We start from the raw sequence: 20637 nt of genomic DNA on the forward strand, positions 1-20637 counted from the left end.
CCAATACTTGCGGGAGTCAATACGGCAGCGTATGTTACGACATGGCAAAGCGACTTTCAAAAGACGACTGGATCAAGGCAGGCTTTAAAGCCTTGACTGAAGCAGGCCCCAAGGCTCTCAAAGCGGAACCTTTGGCACGGCGTCTGGGTACCACAAAGGGTTCTTTTTACTGGCATTTTGACGATGTCCCAGCATTTCAGACGGCTATGATGGAAACCTGGGAAACACGGGCTTATGCAGAGATTGTGACCCTTGTGGAACAGCAGGGCACGGCGGTGCGGAAACTTCGGGAACTGGCGCAAATTGCCGCAGCAGGCGCACCAGAGGATTTTGGTGGCATCGCGGCGGAGCCTTCCATTCGCGCTTGGGCGCGCGAAAACCCGGATGTTGCAAAAGCCGTTGCGCAGATCGACGCCAAGCGCATGTCCTACGTGCAAGAATTGTTTGAAGCGGTCGGATTGACCAATCCGGAGTTGACGCGGGTGCTCTATGCCGCCTTTGTGGGAATGGAAGAGCTTTCCACGCATGACGGCCAAACAAACGGGCCTGCGATGGGAACGCTTGTGGATTTGATTTTGGCATTACACGAGGCGGACGGATGAAATTTGGATTTTTGGGTGCGCTTACAGCGCTTGCAGTGACAGCCTGCGCACCAACCGAAACAGTCACACAATACGGCGGGACGGCCTATGACTGGAAACTCACCGAGATAGATGGCGCTACAGTGAACTTTGACGCGCAGATTGCGTTTGAGGCCAATGGCACCGTGCATGGCGAAGGCCCATGTAACGGATTTTCCGGCAAGCAGAGCAAACCGTACCCCTGGGTCGAGGTGCAGATTGATTTTGTCGAAGAGCTGTATTGCTCGGGCATCGACAACGAAGAGGCCTTTCTCACCGCGCTGACCGAAATGACGCTGATAGAAGTGTCCGGCCCGAACATGGTCATGAGCAATGAAGACACCGGGCGTCAGATGGTGTTCAAAGGGATCTGAGCCGACGGGCAAAGAGGTCAATAAACCGCGACCGCGCTTCTGGGAGCGGTTTGGCCCCAAGATCGGGCGCCAGTTTGTCGGATAGGAAATAGCCGGTTGTGCGCAGGGCTTGGAGCACCTCTTCGTCGGGGGCGTCGCCTTCTCCACGCAGGATGGGGGGCAGCGGCAACAGCCGATCCGCCCAGTCCCCTGCCCCTTTGGCCGACACCGCGCGGCCTGACTTCGGCGACACATAGATGAGGTTGTCAGCACTGCCCGTGACCGCGCATTCTGTGAGGTCGAGGCCGTAGCCAAGCTCTGTCAATAACGCCATTTCCCAGCGCAGATAGGCCAACGGCCAGATCTCGTTTTGTCCCAACAGATCAAGCAGTTTCGCGCTTTGTTGGTACAGCGCAGGGTGCGGCTCCCGGTCCGGCAGGCAGAAAGCCAACAAGGCGGTGACTGTATTAAGCCCCGCCAGGGCAAAACGGTCCGACAACACAGCCGCGCGGGACCGCAGTGGCTCCACCGTGAAACTGCCGATGTGATCCGCCAACCGCGCGCGCCAGGACAGATCAAGTTGCCCGCCGGGCTGTAAAATCGGAGTCATCTTACGACTGACACCCCCACGGACCACGCCGGCATGGCGGCCATGCTCCGCCGTGAACACCTCGAGGATGACCGAGGTCTCACCGTGTTTTCGGGTGTTGAGCACAAAGCCCTGATCGCGCCAGTCCATGGCCTCTCCTTTGCGCCTAGAAGACCCGTTAAGCGGCAGAAAGGAAAGTGGAATAAATGGTCAGTCGGAAAGGCCGGGCTCATCCAGAAGGTGACGCCCCTGACGGTCTTCCACTTCGATCACCCAGACATCGGTGTCAAAGTTGCGCTGGCGCGTCAAAGTGGCATCCACCTCAACTTCTTCGCCCTCTGCCAGAACAACCCATTTGCGCGTGCCGGTCATCAGGTCAAAACTGCGTTGATAGACAATTGCCTGCCCATCCAACGTGTTGAGCTTCACCAGAACCGCGCCGGCGGTATCATCCCCGTGCGCCACGACAAAAGCCGGAATATCTGCCAGCCGCAATCGGGCCAAATAAGCCTGCACCCAAAACTCAGCCGTTAATCGCATGACAAGTAATTAAACCCATGGTAGCAACCAACACCCGCTTTGCGGGAAATTGGTACGGAAGGACTGTGAATTATGCGACCAGAGTTGCGAATTCCATGGACTGTGCGGTTGTGTTTTTTGGCCGCTATAGTTTTGATCGGGCTGGAAGCGGCGGGGATGATCCCGTCGGACAAGTTGCCCGCCGCCCACATTGCCATCGCTTTGTTTGCTTTGGCCGCTGTGGTGTGGGGCCTAATCGCGGTCATGCGTTTCCGTCGCTGAAGTCGAGCCCCATCTCGGAATAGCGCTCTTTCTCTTCCAGCCAGTTTGGCCGCACTTTCACTTGCAAGAACAGGTGGATGCGGCGCCCCATGAACTCCTCGAGCTCTTCCCGCGCAGCTTTGGAGACCGCTTTGATGGTTTCGCCTTTGTTGCCGAGCACGATGCCTTTGTGGCCGTCGCGCATGACGTAAATCATCTGATCCACACGGGCGGAGCCATCTTTGCGCTCCTCCCAGCTCTCGGTTTCCACCGTCATCTGATAGGGCAGTTCCTGATGCAGACGTAGAGTCAGCTTTTCGCGGGTGATCTCGGCGGCGATCATGCGCATGGGCAGATCGGCAATCTGATCTTCGGGGTAGAGCCAGGGACCTTCGGGCAGCTCTTTGGCCAGCCAGGCGCGCAGATCGGCACAGCCGTGGCCTTTTTCAGCGGAGATCATGAAGGTCTCAACAAAGGCGAACCGCTCGTTGAGGTCCTTGGTCAGCGCCAGAAGCACGTCAGACTTCACCCGATCGATCTTATTAATCGCCAGGGCAATCTTGCGGCCCTGTCCGATTTCTTCGAGCTGCTCCAGAATGGTTTCCACACCTTTGGTCACACCACGATGGGCCTCAACCATCATCACGATGATATCGGCATCGGCGGCGCCGCCCCAAGCGGCGGCCACCATAGCGCGGTCCAGACGGCGGCGCGGGCGGAACAGGCCAGGGGTGTCGACAAACACAATCTGGCTGTCACCTTCCAGCGCCACACCCCGAATGCGCGCGCGGGTGGTCTGCACCTTATGGGTCACAATCGAGACCTTCGCCCCCACCATCTGGTTGGTGAGTGTGGATTTGCCTGCGTTGGGCTCTCCGATCAGGGCGACGAATCCGGCGCGTGTGGTCATGTGCATGCCTTTGTGAGTCAGCTGGGACTGGTTAAGGGGCGTCTGTAGCGGAATTTAGGCGCAGGGGCTAGGGGGAGGTTTGCAAGGGAGATATGCGTCCGCACAACCCGGCTATTTGCTCACCTGTTCCAACAAGGCTTTCGCCGCGGCTTGCTCTGCTTTGCGCTTAGAACTGTCTGTGGCTTCTGCAGACGCGCCGCTTTCCAACTTGGCCGCAATGGTAAAGACCGGCGCGTGATCCGGCCCGGAGCGCTTCACCAATTCGTATTTGGGTGGCGGCAGTTTGCGCGCCTGTGCCCATTCCTGCAGCGAGGTTTTTGAGTCGCGAGCGTCGGCGTCGACGGTTTTGACGCGGTTGCCCCAAAGGCGCAGGATCAGGGCTTTGGCAACGTCAAAGCCCGCGTCACGGTAAACAGCAGCGAGCACAGCTTCCATGGCGTCACCGAGCAAGGCTTGCTTGCGGCGGCCACCGGACATCATCTCCGAGCGGCCGAGCTTCAACGCGGCGCCGAGGTCGATTTCGCGGGCCACGTCGGCACAGGTTTCTTTGCGCACCAGAGCGTTGAAACGTGGCGCCAGCGTGCCTTCGGCGGCGGATTTGTCGTGCTCGAGAAGCGCTTCCGACATCACCAAACCCAGCACGCGGTCGCCAAGGAATTCAAGGCGTTGATTGTCCTGACGTGTGGGGGAGGACATGGAGGAGTGCGTGACCGCGCGCACCAGCAGCTCCGGCCGGGAAAATTTGTGCCCCAGCCGTGTTTCCAGTGCTTTGAGTTCCGCAGAAAGCTTCACGTCAGCCTCACTCAACGCCCTTGAAGAATCGGTCTCCACGCCAGGTCCAGAAGGCAAACATCGAGCGACCGGCGGAGGAGAACATGATGCGATCGGCGCGACCAATCAGGTTTTCATAAGGCACAAAACCTACGCCCCGCGCGGCCTGTGGTACACGGCTGTCTGTGGAGTTGTCGCGGTTGTCGCCCATGAAGAAGAAATGGCCCTCAGGCACGGTGTAAACACCGGTGTGGTCAGACTGTTGATCGGTGATGTTGAGGGTGCTGTAGCTCACGCCATTTGGCAGAGTTTCAACGATGCGGGATTTTGCGCAGACGCCGCCATCGCCAACCGGGCCGTTTTCACAGCGGGGTCGGTGGCCTTGCGGGCCTTGTGGGCCATATTCTTCGCGGAAGACGCCGCCATCTTCGCGTTTCACTGGCGTGCCGTTGATGTGGATGACACTGTTGATCACCTGGATTTTGTCACCAGGCAGACCGATCAGACGTTTGATGAAGTCATAGCCGGTCACCGGATGGCGGAAGACCACCACATCGCCACGCTCTGGCTCGCCGCCCATGAAGCGCTCGTTGCTGCCTTTGCCCATCCAACCGCAAAGGTCTTTGGCATCCACATTCACGCCAATGGCCGGAATGCGCACCGAAGGACAAGAGGCATAAGAATAGCCATAGGTCATCTTGTTCACGAAGAGGAAGTCGCCAATCAAGAGCGTGTCTTTCATGGAGCCTGATGGAATCCAGAAGGGCTGAAAAAACAGGGTGCGGAACACACCGGCGATCAGGAGCGCCCAGAAGATCGTTTTGATGGTCTCGACGATGCCGCTGTCGCTTTTGGCTTTTTCCGCCATTGGGTCTGTCTCCGCTCGATTTACAGCCATTTTTGGTCTGAGATTACATGCGGGCGCGGGCGCTTACTGTCAACCCGACTGGGCGGGTTCTTCTTGGATTGGGCGGGCTTCGATCACCACAAAGGCCTGTGCCCAAGGGTGATCGTCCGTGAGGGTGACATGAATGATGGCCTCGTGGCCTGCGGGTGTCATCTTGTCCAGACGCTCTTTGGCCCAGCCGGTGACGTGCATGATCGGCTGCCCCGTGCGCAGGTTGGAAACGGACATGTCTTTCCAACTGATGCCCATGGCAAGCCCCGTGCCAAGGGCCTTGGAACAGGCTTCTTTGGCGGCCCAGCGTTTGGCGTAGGTGCCCACAGTGTCACGGCGCCGTTCGGCTTTGGCCTGCTCCACCTCTGTGAAGACGCGGTTTTTGAACCGGTCGCCAAAGCGTTCAATTGTCCCCGCGATGCGGTCGATGTTTGCAAGGTCGGTACCGATGCCAAGGATCATGGCGTGACCTCTATGTCGAAAACCAAAATGCCATCCGCGCCGCCCTTGCACAGGCTGACCAGTGTAGCGCCCAGTTGCTTGTGGCGTGGATGTTCGGCGTAGGTATTCAGAGCAGTCTCGTCTTCGGCATCAAACATGAACCCGAAAGCATGGTTGGGGGACTTGCTCTCAAAGTCACGGTTTACCCCCGCAACAAAACCGCTACATCCCTCCAAAGTGTCCACAAGCGCCGCCAGCCCCTCAAGGACAGGCAGCAGTTTCTCTTGGGCATCGTCTTGCAGGTTCAGCATCACGCAGTGGCGTATCATTGCAGTCTCGCGGTCAGGATTTTGTAGCCAGCAAAGCCGAAAAAGCCCGCAAAGGCGAGATCAAAAGCGCGGCTGGCGCGGCGGTATCCACGCACGATTGCAGGCGACGAGAACAGGAAGGCGTAGCCGATAAAGATCAGGATGGAGCCTGCAAACAGGGCCGCGAAATAGGCAAATAGTGTCGCCGGAGTGGCGTCGGCTGGGGCGACGATGGCGTAGATCGATGCCCAGCTGAGGATCGCCTTGGGGTTGGTGATGTGCACAGCTGCGCCTTTGGCAAAAAGGCTTTGGAAGCTGCCCTTGAAAGGGGTGCCAGCGGCGGCCGTGGCATCTTTGGCCAACGCGCGTTTGAGGGCTTTGAGGGCTAACCAGCCGAGGTAGCCAGCGCCCGCGTAGCGCAGAAGTTCAAACACCCAGACGTTGGCCAACATCACGGCGGACAGGCCAAGCGCGGCGGCTATGCCCCAACTGGCAGAGCCCGCAAGGATGCCCAGTGCAAAGGCCAAGGCGTGGCGGCGGCCTTCGGACATAGCCGTGCCGGCGATGCCCATCGTGGCGGGTCCGGGAGAGCCGCCTGCCATGAGCCAGGCAACCCAGATGGCGATGAACTCCGGTGTGATCATGATTTTGCCCGGAGCTTGGCGGCGACTTTGATGCCATTGCGCACGCCCATGCCAAGGAAAATGCGGTTGGTGAGGTAGACCAGCACAACCAAACCCACAAAGATCAGAATCCACACTGGGGGACTGATCACCGAAAGCACTGAGAACACATCAAACCCCAAGACGGTCATCACGCCAATCGACAGCCCGGCAAAGAGAAGTTGAATGACCGTCGCAACAAGGGTGAGGGGCCAGGCCAGTCGCCAAGCGGCGCCCTTCGGCAACGCAGTCTCTGTATCACGGCCGTGGCGCATCCCCAGATCCTGCGCAGCAGTGATGGCAGGCAGCCAAACGCTCATGCCAGCAGGCAGGTCCGTGCTTGTCCATTGCGCCAAAGCCATATCGACCACAACCACGCCCAACATGATGGCACTGTAGAAAAGCGCGTAGCGACGTAAGTTTAGCTGCATCGGTGCCCCCTTATTCTGCTTATGAACGCGCCTCGTCCATCAGGCGACGCATTTCCTGGATTGCGGGATCAAGACCACGGAAGATGGATTCGCCAATCAAGAAGTGGCCAATGTTGAGTTCCATGACTTCTGGCAATGCCGCAATCGGCTGCACGGTTTCATAGGTCAAGCCGTGGCCGGCGTGCACTTCGAGGCCGAGGGAATGGGCGAAGGTCGCCATTTCGGTCAGGCGCGCCAATTCGGTGTCGCGTTCTGCAAAACGGCCTTCGTAGTGGAAATCACAATAGGCGCCGGTGTGCAGCTCGATCACTTGCGCGCCGATGCGGTTGGCAGCCTCAATCTGTGCCTTGTCGGCTGCGATAAAGATCGACACGCGACAGCCTGCGTCGCGCAGAGGCGCGATGAAATGGGCCAGCTTGTTTTCCTCACGCGCCACCTCGAGGCCGCCCTCGGTGGTGCGTTCTTCGCGCTTCTCCGGCACGATACAGACCGCGTGCGGCTTGTGGCGCAGGGCAATGGCCTGCATCTCGTCGGTAGCAGCCATCTCAAAGTTGAGCGGCACAGAGAGCGCCTCCATCAGCGCGTCGATGTCTGCGTCTGCGATATGACGACGGTCTTCGCGCAGGTGAGCGGTGATGCCGTCCGCGCCCGCCTCTTCGGCCAGTTTGGCCGCGCGCACCGGATCCGGATAAGCCGAGCCACGTGCGTTGCGCACGGTGGCCACGTGGTCAATGTTCACTCCCAAGCGCAGCATCGCAATTCCTCCGAGACAGGTTTGATCAAATTTGCGGCGAGACTACGGGCAGTGCGGCGCAAGGAAAACCGGTTTTTTGTGTGGATACAATTTCAGCCTGACCGAAGGGATCAGTTGTCCTGCTGCACATTTGCTGCCTGCTCTTCGGCCACAGCGCGGGCCTTGGCAATGCGTTTGGCAAATTTGGCAGAGCGGCGTTTTTGGTAGGCTCGGATCACAGGAACCGAGAGGTAGTACATCACGGTGGCGGTGATGATGCCGGGGATGATGCCGCCGATCATGTAGGGGTAGAACACTTCGTCAAAGAAGATGCGCAGGCCATGCCAATCGGCCACGTTATCGTTAAACATGGCCCAGAAGTTGTGCCAGAGGTCCGCGCCTGCGTTGGCAAATTTCCCCGCCAGAGTGCCTTTGTCGCCCTCTTCAAACTCCGTCCCCAAGATGAAGTGGCCGGTTTTGAGCGACACAACACCAATTGGCAGATAGGTCAGCGGGTTGCCAAAGAAGGTGGCCAGCAAGGCGGCCAGCAGATTGCCACCAAGGATGCGCGAGAGGAGCGCGGCGACCACAAAATGCATGGTGTAAAACGGCGTGAAGGTGGTAAAGACACCGGCCCAGATACCGCGCCCGATGGTCTCAGCAGACCCGGGCAAACGGTGCAGGCGGTGCTGCACGTAGCGCGCCGCCCGTCCCCAGCCACCGCGGGGATAGAAAAACTCTCCGATGATGCGGAGAAATGGTCTTCTATCGCGGCGCTTAAATACCACGGAGGTTCCTCGAGTTCGTCAGGTCGCGAGCGGGCTGCGGACCAAATCTGGGTTTCGGTAGCGTTCGATTTCGGCCACGTCGGTTTCCGCTTCCAATGCCAGCATTAGCTTGTGCAGATGTTCGGCGTCGCCAAGATCCACACTGATCAGAAGTCTGTAAAAATCCGGTTTCCGGTCCACAAACACCATGTCAGAGATATTGGCCTTGTTCTCGCCAATCAATGTGCAAAGTCGCCCCAGTACCCCAGCGTCATTTCCAATCGTGATCAGCAACTGCACCGTGTAGATCGGCTTGTGCTTGCCCGCGTGCCAATGCAGATCAAGCCAGCGCTCGGGCTGGTCTTCGTAGTTGGACAGCGAGTCACAATCGATGGCGTGCACCACCACGCCTTGTCCACGGTAGGTGATGCCGACAATGCGCTCACCAGGAAGCGGCTGACAACAAGGTGCGCGCTGGAAACTCTGGTCAGCGGACAGACCAATCACCGCCCGTTCGGAAGCTACCTCATCGGTCTCTGCCGGAGCGAGGTCTGGGTAAACCGTTTGCAACACTTCTTGGGCGGTCAGCTCGGCAGAGCCTAGGCGGGCCAGAACCTCGTCCTTGTTTTTCAGGCGCAGGTGTTTGGCAGCCAGTTCGAGCGCCTTGTCAGTGGATTTTTTGCCCACATGCTCAAAGGCAGATCGCGCCAGTTCTGCGCCAAGACGCACGTAGCGGTCCCGATCCATCTCCCGCAGCGCGCGGCGGATGGCGGTGCGGGCCTTACCGGTCTTGGCGATGTCGAGCCAGGTGGCTTGCGGCATCTGACCTTCGGCGGTGATGACCTCGACCGACTGGCCGTTTTTGATCCGCGTCCAGAGCGGCACGCGACGGTGGTCCACCTTGGCGCCGACACAGGCATGGCCAATCCGGGTGTGGATCGCGTAAGCAAAATCAATAGGCGTCGCGCCGCGCGGCAGCTTCACCACTTCACCTTTTGGGGTAAAGCAGAAGACCTGATCCGAATACATTTCCAGCTTCACCGCTTCGAGGAAATCTTCGTGATCTTCCTCAGCGTCAAACTGTTCGGTTAGGCCGGAGATCCATTTCACCGGATCGACGGCAAAGGGGTTTTCGCCCCGCACACCGTCTTTGTAGGACCAGTGCGCCGCGACACCGGATTCCGCAACATCATGCATCTGACGGGTGCGAATTTGCACCTCAACGCGGCGCCCGTTGCGGCCGGACACGGTGGTGTGGATCGAGCGGTAGCCGTTGGATTTTGGCTGGCTGATGTAGTCTTTGAAGCGCCCTGGCACAGCGCGCCAACGTTGATGGATCACGCCCAAAGCGCGGTAGCAACTGTCTTCGGTGTCAGTGATGATGCGGAAGCCGTAGATGTCGGACAGGCGCGAGAAGCCCTGATCCTTTTCCTGCATCTTGCGCCAGATTGAATAAGGCTTCTTGGCACGGCCAAAGACTTCCCCCGGAATGTCATGATCGACTAACACCTGACGCATATCCGCCGTCGTGCGCTCGATCACGTCGCCGGTTTCTTTTTGCAGCGTGATGAAGCGCCGCATGATAGACGCGCGACCATCGGGGTTAAGCACCTTGAACGCCAGATCCTCAAGCTCGTCGCGCATCCATTGCATACCCATGCGGCCTGCCAGAGGCGCATAAATGTCCATGGTTTCGCGTGCCTTTTGCCCCTGTTTTTCCGGGCGCATGGCCTTGATCGTCCGCATGTTGTGCAGACGGTCGGCAAGCTTCACCAAGATCACCCGCAGATCCTTGGACATGGCCATAAACAGCTTGCGGAAGTTCTCCGCCTGTTTGGTTTCTGACGAGGACAATTGCAGGTTGGTCAGCTTGGTGACGCCATCGACAAGACCGGCAATCTCGCCGCCAAACAGCTCTTCGACGGACTCATATGAGGCTTTGGTGTCCTCGATGGTGTCGTGCAGAAGCGCTGTGATGATGGAGGCATCATCCAGGTGCTGTTCGGCCAGAATCCAGGCCACTTCGATTGGGTGCGTGTAATAAGGTTCGCCAGAATGGCGGAACTGACCATCGTGCATCTCGCGGCCATAGTCATAGGCCGCGCGAATCAAGTCTTCGTTGGTCTTGGGATTGTAGGCGCGAATGAGATTTACGAGATCGTCCGCAGGGATCATGTGCGCCCACCCATATAGCTTGGGGCCTTAGCCCTGGCCTTGCGCTTCCATCAGGGCGCGCAGAAGTTTTTCTTCGGACATGTCATCTTCTTGCGGGGTGTCCGGCTCGGACCCCATCAGAAGCGCCATACGGTCTTCTTCTGGCTCGTCGACTTCGATCTGGCTCTGGTTGGCCTCGATCAGACGCTCGCGCAGTTCATCCGCGGTCTGGGTTTCCTCTGCGATTTCACGCAGCGCCACCACAGGGTTTTTGTCGTTGTCACGATCCAGAGTGATTGCGGCACCAGCAGACACTTCGCGGGCACGGTGGGACGCAAGCATCACCAGCTCAAAGCGGTTAGGTACTTTGTCTACGCAGTCTTCAACGGTCACGCGGGCCATCGGGCACTCCACTTGTTATGGATCGAGTCAGAAATCGTGTGTGTAAGGGGGATTGTACCCCTTGACAAGCAGGATTCACAGGGGCTGCGGCTCTTTCTGGGCGAATTCCGGCAAATCCCCAAACATTTGAGCCACAGTGCGCCCTAGAACCGGATGTTTCCAGTCTGGTGCGATGTCCATCAGCGGTGCCAGGACAAAGCCGCGGTCCTGCAAACGCGGGTGCGGGAGAATCAGTTCCTCCGGCGCCTCCTGCGTCTGTTGCTCTGGCGGCAGGTCATGCCAGCGCGCCCAGGCTGAGGCATTTGGCAGCACCTGCGACTCAAACCCGATCAGATCGATGTCCAAAGGACGTGTCCCCCACCGGGTCAAACGCTCGCGCCCGAACGTGCTCTCTATCTTGTGCAGTTGCGTGAGAAGTTCCGCCGCAGAGAGCGTTGTGTGAATTGCAACTGCGGCATTTACATAATCCGGGCCAGCCTCGGCAGGAAAACAAGGGGTTTGAAAAAAACGGCTAACTGCGCGAATATGAACATCATTCCGGTTCAAATGAATTAAAGATTCTTGCAGAGTTTGAATTGGTGAACCAAATTGAGATGGCAAATTACCGCCAAGAGCCAATAGACCAAAACTACTCACTTTAATCCCTATCTAATTTTCTAGTTGGACAGAACTTACCGCAAATGCTTGCGACCCCCGTAAATATGGCTATTTTGAACGTGCTGTCACGCTCACTCCAAATTTTCACTCACGGGACATTCCAGGCGCGGCAGAGTTAGAAAGGACATTTTGATGTTTTACAAAGACGAACGGCTTGCGCTGTTCATAGACGGGTCGAATCTGTACGCGGCTGCGAAGTCGCTCGGGTTCGACATCGACTATAAGCTTCTGCGGCAGGAATTCATGCGCCGCGGCAAGCTGCTCCGCGCCTTTTACTACACAGCGCTGCTGGAAAACGACGAGTATTCGCCGATCCGCCCGCTGGTAGACTGGCTGCATTACAACGGCTTCACCATGGTGACCAAAGCGGCGAAGGAGTACACAGACTCCCAGGGGCGTCGCAAGGTCAAGGGGAACATGGACATTGAGCTGGCGGTGAACGCGATGGAACTGGCGCCACATGTGGACCACATCGTTTTGTTCTCGGGAGATGGGGATTTCCGTCCGCTGGTTGAAAGCCTGCAACGCCAAGGCGTGCGCGTGTCCGTGGTGTCCACGATCCGCAGCCAACCACCGATGATTTCTGACGAGCTGCGCCGTCAGGCTGACAACTTCATTGAGCTGGATGGCCTGCGCGAAGTGATTGGCCGCCCGCCGCGTGATCCGATGCCGGAACACAACCGCGATTCGGAGATGGCAGACGACTGATCCGTCGCCATAGAGAATTGTGAAAGCCGGAGCCAATGCTCCGGCTTTTTAGTTGGCGGGCGCGTTCGTGCTGTTGTGCATCTCGATGATCTCCGGTGGCCACGTGCTTTTGATAAACCCCAGCACGTCAAGAATGTCCTGATCGCTCAGGGTGTCGGAAAACCCGGGCATATTGCTCTCATAGCCCTGCCCCACCACTGCGGCGGTGCCAAGTTTGGTGAGGCGGAATAGCACGTCATCCGGATGATGCCATGTATGTCCGCTTTCGTCATGTGGCGGGGCTGGCATGAAACCTTCGGGAGAAGGCTGCTTCCAGTTGGGTTCGCCTTCGAGATTTTCACCATGGCAGGACGCGCAATTGTCGGCATAGATCACAGCACCGCGTGCGATGCTTTCTGAGCGGTCGTACGGCAGGCGTACGCCAGGTGCAGAGGCCCCAACCCAAAACTGCCAGACAACGCCGCTAATCACGAGCATTGCCAAAGTCAAAACGCCAAATGTCTTGCGAGTCATTCTCGGCCCTCAAAGTGTCCTGACGCGGCTCTAACGGGGTCCCACACTGGAAGGTCAAGCACTGCAAAATTGAGACTGTAACGCCGCAAACACCACCAAGGCTGCGCGCGCCACATATGGCACGCGAAGCAATCGCCTCGCCCTTACAGGTTAAAATCCAAGGCGACTACCCGGACGTACTCGGGGCATTGCTTGGAGCAATGAGACCGGGCAAAACAACACTAACACTGGGATTGAGGCTTGGGTCACTTGAGAAGGGCCCCGAGAGGACCAATTGCGGGGAGGGAAGGACGACATGGGACAGTTCAAACAAAGGGTGCCAACTGCACCGCTATTGCTCGGGCTTGCCGGGTTGCTGCCGTTTCTGTGGGGCGCGCTGACCTATCTGAATGCCGAGCTCGCTTTGTGGGGTACTAAGGCCCTGGGACCGCGGTTTGTCGGGCCCTATGTCCAGCTTTTCTATGGTTCGGTCATCTTGAGTTTTATGTCCGGCGTGCTTTGGGGATTTGCAACCAAAACCGACGGCGCACAAGCCGCGATTGGCTATGCACTGTCGACCATTCCCGCACTTTGGGCATTTTTCATGACCGGCGGCGGCCCTGTTGGTGCTGGCACCAATCTGATCTTTGGTTTTGTCGGTCTGCTGTTTTTGGATTACACCTTTTTTAGGTGGGGTCTGACCCCGCCATGGTGGATGCAGCTGCGCCTGGTTTTGACCACCGTGGTGGTGGCCTGCCTGGCCATTGGTGTTGTCTTTTAAGTATCTGAGATGAGGAATTAACTGTGCTGTCATTGCAGTTTCTTGTGACCGCCTTTGTGGTGGTGATCGCACCCGGAACCGGGGTTATTTACACATTGGCGATGGGTCTCGGCCAAGGGCCACGCGCCGCACTTTGGGCGGCTTTGGGCTGTACCTTCGGAATCGTGCCACACCTGTTGGCTGCCACATTGGGCTTGGCAGCGGTGCTGCATACCTCAGCGGTTTTGTTCAACGTGGTGAAATTTGCCGGTGTGGCGTACCTGCTGTTCCTCGCCTGGCAGGCGGTGCGCAGTGGCGGAGCCTTGGCGGTCACGGCAGAACGTCAAGCGCAGGCAGGTTTTGTGATCGCGCGACGCGGGGCGTTGATCAACATTTTGAACCCAAAACTCTCGGTGTTCTTCCTCGCGCTACTGCCCCCTTTCCTGAGCGGCAATGCCGCAACCGCGACCATGGAAATGACATTGCTGGGCGGCGTGTTCATGGCGCTGACCTTTGGGGTGTTTGTGCTTTATGGGCTGTTTGCCGCCAAGGCCCGCGACCTGCTGCTGGGCAGTGAGCGGGTGATGACGTGGTTGAACCGCAGCTTTGCCACGATCTTTGTGGCGCTGGCCGGACGGCTCGCGATGGAACGCGCATGAGCGACAAAGGCACATTGGCGGTCTACGCAGCAGCCGCTGGCGAATACGCGAAGCGGTTTGCACGAGTTGCAGAGTCCGATGTTGATCAATTCAGCGATCTGGCAGCGTTCTTTGAGTTATTACCTGACAATGGCTTGGTATTGGATTTGGGCTGTGGGCCGGGACAATGGGCAGCGAAAATCCGAGAGGCCGGTTATCGTGTGGAGGGCATGGATGCCTCACCGGAGATGGCAGCATTGGCGAAAGAGCGCTTTGATTTGGATGTGACCGTTGGTGTGTTTGAGGACCTAGACGCAAGCGGCGTGTTTGATGGGATCTGGGCAAACTTTAGTTTGTTGCATGCGCCAAAAGCCGCGATGCCTGAACACCTTAACCGTATTCATCGCGCCCTAAAGCCGAGCGGAGCGTTCCACATTGGCACCAAGCTTGGGGAAGGCGAAGACCGTGACCATCTGGGTCGGTTTTACAGCTACTATCAAGCCGAAGAACTGACAGTCCTCTTGGAGGAGGCAGGCTTTACGGTTGTGCGAAAAAGAACCGGATCTGCTGTGGGATTGGCTGGTAGTAAAGACACTTTTGTCATACTCACGGCCCATGGCTAGTTTGATTGCATATACCGATGGCGCATGTTCCGGAAACCCTGGTCCAGGAGGCTGGGGCACGTTGTTGCAAGCCAAGGACGGCGACACGGTGGTGAAGGAACGCGAGCTGAAAGGCGGCGCGGAGAACACCACCAACAACAAGATGGAACTGATGGCCGCCATCATGGCGCTGGAGACCTTGGAACGGGCCAGCACCATCACGGTGGTGACCGACAGCACCTATGTCAAAAACGGCGTGACCGGCTGGATCTTTGGCTGGAAGAAAAACGGCTGGAAGACTTCGGCCAAGAAGCCAGTGAAAAATGCTGATTTGTGGCAGCGTCTGGATGCGGCGCAGGCGCGGCATCAGGTGACCTGGGAATGGGTCAAAGGCCATGCGGGCCATCCGGAAAACGAACGCGCGGACGAGTTGGCCCGCGCGGGCATGGCCCCGTTTAAGCCCGGAAAGTAATGGCGGGGGCGCTTACTGCGCCGCCACGTCCGGATCAGCACTTTCAGACCAACGTTGTTGGTAGTCACTTTGGTAGACTTTGCGTGAGCCATCGCGCATTGACTTCATCGGTTTGCGGACTGCATAGGACAGAATGATTGGCCCATCCGGCAGTTTGCCTTTCAGGCGCGGGCGCGAGCCGGTTTCATTAGGGTTGGTCGTGGTCACCGCGCGATTAGCGTAGACCGGCAGAATGGGCTGCAATACACATTCCAGCACTTCATAGCCGAGGGTTTTCTCCCAGAAGCCGTACACCATCTCCGGTGTGATTTGGTAAAAGCCGTGGTTGATCCAGCCATTACACGGGCTGTGTCCAATCATCACGCCGCCTGGTTTCAGCATGCGGTCGATGTTGCGAAAAGCGGTGGGCAGGTCAAAGACATGCTCGCAGGTGCCACCGTCGTAGATCACGTCAAATTTCTTGTGCAGTTTCTTGGGCACCCAATCAGCCAGGTCCTGCACGATGGTGGCGTTCTCAAAATCGGACACATCCATGCTGTCGACGTTTTCAAACCCAATCTTGTGAAAGAAGGTCTCTGAATACTCGTCATTTGGATTGGCGAGATCTTCCTCAGAAAGGTCTGGAAACCGCTCTTCCAACGTGGCGGCAAACATCGCAGCGGAGCGTTTGCGACGGCTGCCCATCCAGCGTTGGCGGCCCAGCATCAAAAAGTCCCCGCCCAGATCATTGTCGCAGACAACATTCATTATCCGCATCGCCAAAGTGTCAGGAATCGCCATTGTTTACCCTACCCTGTTGCTCGGTTGAGACAGCCGGATCTGCTGTCTTATTGGTCTTTTAGAAGTCCCGCGATGCGCGACCGATCCAAGTGGAGGACCGCAACACCAGACATGCCTCTGTTTGATGGGCACTTTCTTTGAGACTACCCGCAGGGCGCGCAGGTCGTCTACAATTTTCGGCTTTTGCGCAAGCTTTGGTTAACGCCTTGACACATCAAGCGTTTCATCGCCGAAAATGGGTCGGAACGATAATCAACGCGCCAACCGAAGACACAATGGCATTGAGGCCGGGGCTGCCGAAGCCGATGTGGAACATGCGGCTGATCATAAAGAACAGGAAGGCGCCGCCGATGCAGATGATGATCGAGGGAATGTATCCGTTGCGCGTAAAACCGCTGCGCTCTGACAGGTAGCCAACGATGCCGGCGATGATGACAGTGCCAAAGAAAGAAAAGAACATGACGCGGACGCCTTACAACTGTTGACCTTTGGTGAGCGGGAAGCCCCGCAGAAAGATATCCGCATCTTGCGCGCCTTTGCCCGCACGTTGCAAGCGCAGGAGTTGTACCGCGCCTTCGCCGCACGCCACCGTCAGTATGTCGTCCAACAGCGTGCCCGCCGGGCCGGCGCCTTCGGCAAGCCGTGAGGCCAGTAGTTTCACCCGCTGACCGTCGATTTCGGTCCAGGCACCCGGGAACGGAGACAGGCCGCGAATTTTGCGATCCACCTCTGCCGCAGGCGCGGACCAATCAATTCGGGATTCCGCCTTGTCGATTTTTTCCGCGTAGGTCACGCCCGCTTCGGGCTGAGGTGTGGCGGTCAGGGTGGTGATATCTGCCAGCGTGTCGACAATCGCCGTGGAGCCCAGCGCGGCAAGGCGATCGTGCAATTGTGCGGTGGTTTCTTCCGCACCGATCTCTAGCGCACGCTCCATCAGCACAGGGCCGGTGTCCAGGCCGGCGTCCATTTGCATGATGCAAACGCCGGTTTCCTTGTCGCCCGCCATAATCGCGCGGTGGATTGGCGCGGCGCCGCGCCAACGCGGCAGGAGGCTGGCGTGGATGTTGAGGCATCCGTGCGTGGGCGTGTCGAGCACATACTGCGGCAGGATGAGACCATAGGCGACAACCACGCCGACATCAGCGTCAATGCTGGCGATCAGCGCTTTGGACTCATCTGTGCGCAGCGACTTGGGGTGATGCACCGTCAGGCCGAGTTCCAAGGCGCGCGCCTGGACCGGTGTGGGACGGTCTTTCTTGCCGCGGCCTGCGGGGCGAGGTGGTTGGCAAAAGACGGCGACAATTTCGTGCCCAGCGTCAATCAACGCGTCAAGAACGGAGACGGAAAACTCCGGGGTGCCCATGAAAAGAATGCGCATGGTGTTGTCTCCTGTTCGTGAGCTTAGCGGCGCTTCTGCGCCTTTTTGATCAGCATGGCGCGTTTGGTTTTGCTGAGGTAATCAAAGTACATCTTGCCGTTGATGTGGTCGATCTGGTGTTGTACGGAGGTGGCCCAGAGACCGACAAAGTCTTTCTCCACTGTCTCGCCATTTTCATCCATGTAGCGCACGGTTACGGCGCGGGGGCGGGAGATTTTGGCGGAAACACCAACCAGATTGGGGCTGGCCTCTTCGTGTTCGCGCGGCTGCACAGACGCGTGCAGGATTTCCGGGTTGGCCATGCGGACGGCAGATTTGCCCTCCTCGGTGGCATCCACAACGATCAGACGTTTGAGCACACCGATCTGGTTCGCGCCCATGCCGACGCCAGGCATGGCGTACATGGTGTCGATCAGATCATCCCACACCTGACGCACCTCATCGGTGATCTCGTCCACCGGCTCGGAGACAGTGCGCAGGCGTTTGTCAGGCCACGGCAGGCAGGTGCGAACGGTCATGGGGCTTCATATCCTTTTAGAATGTCGGCGCGCGCCGCTTCTGACAGATGGTCGAGGGTGACACGTCCATCCAGATGGTCCATTTCGTGCTGGATGCAGCGGGCCTCGAACCCGTCGAAGCTTTGCTCTTGAGCCGTGCCGTGCGCATCTTTCCAGCGGACAGTTATCTCTGTCGGGCGGACAACCGGCACCATCAAGCCGGGAATGGACAGACACCCTTCGTCCAGAGTGTCGTTCTCCGCGCCGGCGGCGATGATTTCTGGATCGAGGAAGGCCATGGGCGTTTTGGTGCCTTCCTTCCATGTGCAATCCATCACAAAAATCCGCTTCATCACGCCGACTTGCGGGCCGGCCAAACCACGCCCGGGCGCGGCGTACATGGTGTCAAACATATCGGCGATCAGGCCGCACAGGTCTTCGCTCTCAACGGCGGCACAAGACTGTGCCAATCGCGCGTCCGGATAGAACACCAGCGGCAGCACACTCATCCGCGCGCCAACTCGCGCTTCATTTTCTGAGACTTGCGAGTCATCATTTGACGCTTCATTGGGCCAAGGTAGTCGATGAAGAGCTTGCCATTGAGGTGATCAATCTCGTGCTGCACGCAGGTCGCCCAAAGGCCGTCGAAGTCTTTTTCCTGCGGGTTGCCGTCCATATCGATCCAGCCCACACGCACTTCAGCCGGGCGGGTGACCTCGGCAAACTGTTCCGGGATCGACAGGCAGCCTTCCTCGTAGACATTGAGGTCCTCTGAGCTCGACAGCACTTCGGGATTGAACATCACCACCGGTTCCGGCTCACCATCCTTAACGCAATCCATCACGATCAGACGGTCCAACACGCCAACCTGCGGCGCGGCCAGGCCGATGCCCGGCGCGTCATACATGGTTTGCAGCATGTCTTCGGCCAGTGCGCGCAGATCATCGGAGAGATCGGCAACAGGCGCACAGACCTTTTTCAGGCGCGGATCGGGGTGAATGAGAATTGGTTTGATCATGGCCCCCATCTAGGACAGTCGCGCCTTCTGCGCAACGGGGTAGCTTGCGGGGTTGCACGCGAGCCGCAAATCGGTAGCGTGCAGTTGCGTTGTTAAGCAAAGGACACCCACCATGAATTTTGACGAGATCATCGACCGCTTTGGCTCCCATTCCGTGAAATGGGACATGATGGAGAAAATCTATGGTGTGCCGGCGGACGACGGGATCGCGATGTGGGTGGCCGACATGGATTTCCGTCCACCGGCCTGCGTGACCAATGCGGTCAAAGGCATGATCGACACCGGGGTGTTTGGTTATTACGGCGATGATGTCGCCTATCGCGACGCGATCCGGTGGTGGATGAAAGAGCGCCACAACTGGTCGGTGGAGCGTGACGAGATTTTCACCACGCACGGGTTGGTGAATGGCACCGGTCTTTGTGTGGACGCGTTTAGTTCTGTAGGCGATGGTGTTGTGCTGACCACGCCGGTGTATCACGCATTTGCACGAGTGATTAAGGCGGCGGGCCGCGAAGTTGTGGAATGCGAGCTCGTGAACAACGACGGTCGCTATGAAATGGACTTTGACGCCTGGGATGCGCAGATGAAGGGACATGAGACCATGTTCATCCTCTGCTCCCCGCACAATCCAGGTGGCCGCGTATGGTCCGGTGAAGAGCTGCAAGGCGTGGCTGACTTCTGTAAGCGCCATGGCCTCATTCTCGTGAGCGACGAGATCCACCACGATCTGGTGTACCCAGGTCAGACCCATATCCCGATGGTGAATGTCGATCCAAGCATTCTGGACCGGTTGGTGATGATGACCGCCACCACCAAGACTTTCAACATCGCCGGTGGTCTGACCGGGAACGTGATCATCCCGGATGAAAAGCTGCGCGCAAAATTTGCAGCGCGTCAGGCAGCCCTTGGCCTGTCCCCCAACAGCTTTGGTTTGTTTATGGCCGAAGCCGCTTATTCGCCAGAGGGCGCGGCCTGGGTTGACGGGCTAATCGAATACCTCGACGGCAACCGCAAGATTTTGGACAACGCGATTGCAGACATACCGGGACTGTCCTCGATGTCATTGGAAGCGACCTATCTGAGCTGGGTGGATTTCTCCGGCACGGGCATGGCGCGGGAAGAGTTCACCAAGCGGGTGGAAAAAGGCGCGCGGGTGTGTGTGAACCACGGCCCCACTTTCGGCAAAGGCGGCGACAGCTTCCTGCGGTTCAACATCGCCACCCCGCGGGCGCGCGTGCAAGAAGCCGCCTCCCGATTGGCCGAGGCGTTTGCAGACCTTCAATAAACCAACAAGGGCGGGGAATTCCCCGCCCTTTTGTTTTGCCAATATCGCGCTTTAGTTGGGGCGACCCAGCAACCCGGCCGGGGTCGGTTCGCTCTGGTAGTAGTCCACCGGTGCCTGATCTGCGACAGCCGTGGCGCGTTTGAATTCATAGTGCATTTCGCCATCTTCCTCGTCGGTCGCCACAACAAGGCACTGAGAAATATGTTTGGAGCCGTCATAGAGGTTGACCAACCCGCGCAGACGTGGCGCAGTTTCGGCATCCAGCGTAAAACCATCGTCCAGAAAACGCACAACCCGGACACTCATACCATCCGCCTCAACCCGCAGGCGGTGACGCTGTTTCAGCGCTTTTTTACGCGCGGCATCAAAGCCGGCCTGCACTTCGGCAGAAAAATACGTGCTCATGGGATTCTCCATCGTTCGTCTTACTGCATCTCACCATGGTGCACCGGTCAAGCGAAGATTTCGTAAACAGTCTGGTTCCTTAGCGGCCCCGCCAAGTTCGTCATCGGCGAGCGGGATGTGCAAATA

At 58.0% G+C, this 20637-nt stretch carries 31 protein-coding genes; 9 read left to right on the forward strand and 22 right to left on the reverse strand.

Annotated features, from left to right (window positions below; all coding sequences use genetic code 11):
- Positions 1 to 41 precede the first annotated feature (41 nt).
- Positions 42 to 602, forward strand: coding sequence for a TetR/AcrR family transcriptional regulator (locus tag SIB38_RS01215; RefSeq protein ID WP_412551179.1), 561 nt, complete (start codon positions 42 to 44; stop codon positions 600 to 602).
- A complete protein-coding gene (locus SIB38_RS01220; protein ID WP_294116982.1) occupies positions 599 to 994 on the forward strand; it encodes an META domain-containing protein in 396 nt (131 codons plus the stop codon). Before SIB38_RS01215 ends, SIB38_RS01220 begins: the two co-directional genes overlap by 4 nt.
- On the opposite strand, the gene recO is transcribed toward SIB38_RS01220, so the two are convergent.
- Both recO and SIB38_RS01230 read right to left on the reverse strand, forming a co-directional pair.
- The gene (gene recO / locus SIB38_RS01225; protein WP_412551180.1) at positions 981 to 1712 is read right to left on the reverse strand and encodes a DNA repair protein RecO; all 732 of its coding nucleotides are present in this window, start codon (positions 1710 to 1712) and stop codon (positions 981 to 983) included. The two genes, SIB38_RS01220 and recO, sit on opposite strands and share 14 nt — an antisense overlap.
- Before the next feature lie 60 nt (positions 1713 to 1772).
- A complete protein-coding gene (locus SIB38_RS01230) occupies positions 1773 to 2102 on the reverse strand; it encodes a DUF1491 family protein (protein ID WP_294116986.1) in 330 nt (109 codons plus the stop codon).
- A gap of 72 nt (positions 2103 to 2174) precedes the next feature.
- On the opposite strand from SIB38_RS01230, the gene SIB38_RS01235 reads away from it, so the two are divergent.
- Complete coding sequence (locus SIB38_RS01235; protein ID WP_294116988.1) at positions 2175 to 2363, forward strand: hypothetical protein; 189 nt, start codon at positions 2175 to 2177, stop codon at positions 2361 to 2363.
- On the opposite strand, the gene era is transcribed toward SIB38_RS01235, so the two are convergent.
- From era to folK, 12 genes are all read right to left on the reverse strand, one after another.
- Complete coding sequence (gene era / locus SIB38_RS01240) at positions 2344 to 3252, reverse strand: GTPase Era (RefSeq protein ID WP_294116990.1); 909 nt, start codon at positions 3250 to 3252, stop codon at positions 2344 to 2346. The two genes, SIB38_RS01235 and era, sit on opposite strands and share 20 nt — an antisense overlap.
- Positions 3253 to 3363: 111 nt before the next feature.
- The gene (rnc, locus tag SIB38_RS01245; protein ID WP_294116991.1) at positions 3364 to 4044 is read right to left on the reverse strand and encodes a ribonuclease III; all 681 of its coding nucleotides are present in this window, start codon (positions 4042 to 4044) and stop codon (positions 3364 to 3366) included.
- 7 nt (positions 4045 to 4051) lie between these two features.
- A complete protein-coding gene (gene lepB / locus SIB38_RS01250; RefSeq protein WP_168590992.1) occupies positions 4052 to 4891 on the reverse strand; it encodes a signal peptidase I in 840 nt (279 codons plus the stop codon).
- A gap of 69 nt (positions 4892 to 4960) precedes the next feature.
- Complete coding sequence (acpS, locus tag SIB38_RS01255; RefSeq protein ID WP_294116992.1) at positions 4961 to 5383, reverse strand: holo-ACP synthase; 423 nt, start codon at positions 5381 to 5383, stop codon at positions 4961 to 4963.
- A complete protein-coding gene (locus SIB38_RS01260; RefSeq protein WP_294116994.1) occupies positions 5380 to 5691 on the reverse strand; it encodes a Dabb family protein in 312 nt (103 codons plus the stop codon). Before SIB38_RS01260 ends, acpS begins: the two co-directional genes overlap by 4 nt.
- Positions 5688 to 6314 (reverse strand): LysE family translocator, encoded by a 627-nt coding sequence (locus SIB38_RS01265; RefSeq protein WP_294116995.1) that lies wholly within the window; start codon positions 6312 to 6314, stop codon positions 5688 to 5690. Before SIB38_RS01265 ends, SIB38_RS01260 begins: the two co-directional genes overlap by 4 nt.
- Positions 6311 to 6763, reverse strand: coding sequence for an ABZJ_00895 family protein (locus tag SIB38_RS01270; protein ID WP_294116997.1), 453 nt, complete (start codon positions 6761 to 6763; stop codon positions 6311 to 6313). The genes SIB38_RS01265 and SIB38_RS01270 overlap by 4 nt, the downstream gene beginning before the upstream one ends.
- Positions 6764 to 6782: 19 nt before the next feature.
- Positions 6783 to 7517, reverse strand: a complete 735-nt coding sequence (locus tag SIB38_RS01275; protein ID WP_294117000.1) for a pyridoxine 5'-phosphate synthase — start codon at positions 7515 to 7517, stop codon at positions 6783 to 6785.
- Between the two features lie 110 nt (positions 7518 to 7627).
- Positions 7628 to 8284: a DUF2062 domain-containing protein gene (locus SIB38_RS01280; protein ID WP_294117002.1), complete on the reverse strand. Its 657-nt coding sequence runs from the start codon at positions 8282 to 8284 to the stop codon at positions 7628 to 7630.
- Between the two features lie 18 nt (positions 8285 to 8302).
- A complete protein-coding gene (locus tag SIB38_RS01285) occupies positions 8303 to 10438 on the reverse strand; it encodes a RelA/SpoT family protein (RefSeq protein ID WP_412551181.1) in 2136 nt (711 codons plus the stop codon).
- A 27-nt stretch (positions 10439 to 10465) separates the two neighbouring features.
- The gene (gene rpoZ / locus SIB38_RS01290) at positions 10466 to 10819 is read right to left on the reverse strand and encodes a DNA-directed RNA polymerase subunit omega (protein WP_168590999.1); all 354 of its coding nucleotides are present in this window, start codon (positions 10817 to 10819) and stop codon (positions 10466 to 10468) included.
- Positions 10820 to 10894: 75 nt separating this feature from the next.
- Entirely contained in the window at positions 10895 to 11455 is a 561-nt protein-coding gene (gene folK, locus SIB38_RS01295; protein ID WP_412551183.1) for a 2-amino-4-hydroxy-6-hydroxymethyldihydropteridine diphosphokinase, read from the reverse strand.
- Positions 11456 to 11608: 153 nt separating this feature from the next.
- On the opposite strand from folK, the gene SIB38_RS01300 reads away from it, so the two are divergent.
- Complete coding sequence (locus tag SIB38_RS01300; RefSeq protein WP_412551184.1) at positions 11609 to 12184, forward strand: NYN domain-containing protein; 576 nt, start codon at positions 11609 to 11611, stop codon at positions 12182 to 12184.
- A 48-nt stretch (positions 12185 to 12232) separates the two neighbouring features.
- Here SIB38_RS01300 and SIB38_RS01305 read toward each other — a convergent pair whose 3' ends face one another.
- Positions 12233 to 12697, reverse strand: coding sequence for a c-type cytochrome (locus SIB38_RS01305; protein ID WP_294117009.1), 465 nt, complete (start codon positions 12695 to 12697; stop codon positions 12233 to 12235).
- A gap of 295 nt (positions 12698 to 12992) precedes the next feature.
- On the opposite strand from SIB38_RS01305, the gene SIB38_RS01310 reads away from it, so the two are divergent.
- From SIB38_RS01310 to rnhA, 4 genes are read left to right on the forward strand one after another with little or no spacing between them, the layout of a single operon-like run.
- On the forward strand, positions 12993 to 13457 hold the full coding sequence (locus SIB38_RS01310; RefSeq protein WP_294117010.1) for a DUF3429 domain-containing protein: 465 nt from the start codon (positions 12993 to 12995) through the stop codon (positions 13455 to 13457).
- Between the two features lie 23 nt (positions 13458 to 13480).
- A complete protein-coding gene (locus SIB38_RS01315) occupies positions 13481 to 14095 on the forward strand; it encodes a LysE family translocator (protein ID WP_294117011.1) in 615 nt (204 codons plus the stop codon).
- A complete protein-coding gene (locus tag SIB38_RS01320) occupies positions 14092 to 14697 on the forward strand; it encodes a class I SAM-dependent methyltransferase (protein WP_294117016.1) in 606 nt (201 codons plus the stop codon). Before SIB38_RS01315 ends, SIB38_RS01320 begins: the two co-directional genes overlap by 4 nt.
- The gene (gene rnhA, locus SIB38_RS01325) at positions 14690 to 15148 is read left to right on the forward strand and encodes a ribonuclease HI (protein WP_294117018.1); all 459 of its coding nucleotides are present in this window, start codon (positions 14690 to 14692) and stop codon (positions 15146 to 15148) included. Before SIB38_RS01320 ends, rnhA begins: the two co-directional genes overlap by 8 nt.
- Before the next feature lie 12 nt (positions 15149 to 15160).
- On the opposite strand, the gene SIB38_RS01330 is transcribed toward rnhA, so the two are convergent.
- The 6 genes from SIB38_RS01330 to def (SIB38_RS01355) all read right to left on the reverse strand — a co-directional run bounded on the left by SIB38_RS01330 (position 15161) and on the right by def (SIB38_RS01355) (position 18821).
- Positions 15161 to 15928 (reverse strand): methyltransferase domain-containing protein, encoded by a 768-nt coding sequence (locus SIB38_RS01330; RefSeq protein WP_412551185.1) that lies wholly within the window; start codon positions 15926 to 15928, stop codon positions 15161 to 15163.
- 223 nt (positions 15929 to 16151) lie between these two features.
- Complete coding sequence (locus SIB38_RS01335; protein WP_294117020.1) at positions 16152 to 16388, reverse strand: hypothetical protein; 237 nt, start codon at positions 16386 to 16388, stop codon at positions 16152 to 16154.
- A gap of 12 nt (positions 16389 to 16400) precedes the next feature.
- Complete coding sequence (gene fmt / locus SIB38_RS01340) at positions 16401 to 17306, reverse strand: methionyl-tRNA formyltransferase (protein ID WP_412551186.1); 906 nt, start codon at positions 17304 to 17306, stop codon at positions 16401 to 16403.
- Positions 17307 to 17329: 23 nt separating this feature from the next.
- On the reverse strand, positions 17330 to 17824 hold the full coding sequence (gene def / locus SIB38_RS01345; protein ID WP_412551187.1) for a peptide deformylase: 495 nt from the start codon (positions 17822 to 17824) through the stop codon (positions 17330 to 17332).
- Positions 17821 to 18312, reverse strand: a complete 492-nt coding sequence (gene def / locus SIB38_RS01350; protein ID WP_412551188.1) for a peptide deformylase — start codon at positions 18310 to 18312, stop codon at positions 17821 to 17823. Before def (SIB38_RS01350) ends, def (SIB38_RS01345) begins: the two co-directional genes overlap by 4 nt.
- The gene (gene def / locus SIB38_RS01355) at positions 18309 to 18821 is read right to left on the reverse strand and encodes a peptide deformylase (protein ID WP_412551189.1); all 513 of its coding nucleotides are present in this window, start codon (positions 18819 to 18821) and stop codon (positions 18309 to 18311) included. Before def (SIB38_RS01355) ends, def (SIB38_RS01350) begins: the two co-directional genes overlap by 4 nt.
- Positions 18822 to 18933: 112 nt before the next feature.
- Here def (SIB38_RS01355) and SIB38_RS01360 point away from each other — a divergent pair, with 112 nt between their 5' ends.
- The gene (locus SIB38_RS01360) at positions 18934 to 20106 is read left to right on the forward strand and encodes a MalY/PatB family protein (RefSeq protein ID WP_294117029.1); all 1173 of its coding nucleotides are present in this window, start codon (positions 18934 to 18936) and stop codon (positions 20104 to 20106) included.
- Between the two features lie 51 nt (positions 20107 to 20157).
- Here SIB38_RS01360 and SIB38_RS01365 read toward each other — a convergent pair whose 3' ends face one another.
- Positions 20158 to 20511 carry a hypothetical protein gene (locus SIB38_RS01365; protein ID WP_294117031.1) on the reverse strand — a complete coding sequence of 118 codons (354 nt, stop codon included), beginning with the start codon at positions 20509 to 20511 and terminating at the stop codon, positions 20158 to 20160.
- Positions 20512 to 20637 lie beyond the last annotated feature (126 nt).

Origin of the sequence: Shimia sp. MIT910701 (assembly GCF_047126315.1) — a bacterium.
Taxonomy (GTDB): domain Bacteria; phylum Pseudomonadota; class Alphaproteobacteria; order Rhodobacterales; family Rhodobacteraceae; genus Shimia.